We start from the raw sequence: 887 nt of genomic DNA on the forward strand, positions 1-887 counted from the left end.
CCAACATGGCACATCACGATGCCGGATGGTGGAGCTGTCCACACCATCAACTTGTTGATCGTGCGCGGCTTTGGTAGATCGCTCTGATGTTTGAGCGTCTTGATTTTCCATGCCTTAAGGGGTTTCGTTTTCCCCGTTCGATCATTTCCTATGCGGTCTGGGTCTATCACCGGTTTGCGTTGAGTACGGCGGATGCTGAAGACCTCCTGGCAGAGCGGGGTATTTGTGTCAGCCGGGAAACGATCCGCAAGTGGGTGAACCGGTTCGGCCGACATTTTGCGCGCTGCATTCGCCGGGACCGGCCAAAGCCCAATAGCAAATGGCATCTGGATGAGGCGGTGATCGTCATTGGCGGCGTGAAATACTGGCTCTGGCGGGCGATTGACGGGGATGGAGACGTGCTGGATATCCTGGTGCAATCTCGCAGAAACGCAAAAGCGGCCAAGCGTTTCTTTAGCGCGCTGGTTACGCAATTTGGCGAGCCAAGGGTCGTGGTGACCGACAAGCTGCGCAGCTACACCAAGCCGGTTCGGGCCCTTGCTCCCGATGCTGGTCCACCCGCTCCCAAGGGATTGAATAACCGGATTGAGAATTCCCACCGTCCGACACGGAAACGGGAGAAGATCATGGGCCGGTTCAAGTCAGCCCGCCAAGCCCAACGATTTCTGTCAGCCCATGATCAGATCAACACGATCTTCCGGCCGCGTCGATATAAACTGTCCGCACCTTCATACCGGCACGCAAGGGCAGACGCATTCGCATTATGGCAAGATTACACTGGAGAAATGAACGCCTGAATTCCGCCCAGAAGGGGGGCTGCACCCTAAATTCAACAAGTTGATGGTGTGGACAGCTCCACCATCCGGCATCGTGATGTGCCATGTTGG

Annotated in this window: 1 protein-coding gene; it reads left to right on the plus strand. The window is 56.1% G+C overall.

The genetic code is table 11. The features are described from left to right. Nucleotides 1-86: 86 nt before the first annotated feature. Nucleotides 87-797, plus strand: coding sequence for an IS6 family transposase (locus F0155_RS23190; protein WP_150526931.1), 711 nt, complete (start codon nucleotides 87-89; stop codon nucleotides 795-797). Nucleotides 798-887: the final 90 nt, after the last annotated feature.

The sequence above is a fragment of the Roseibium sediminis genome (assembly GCF_008711325.1).
In the GTDB taxonomy this organism is placed as follows: Bacteria; Pseudomonadota; Alphaproteobacteria; order Rhizobiales; family Stappiaceae; genus Roseibium; species Roseibium sediminis.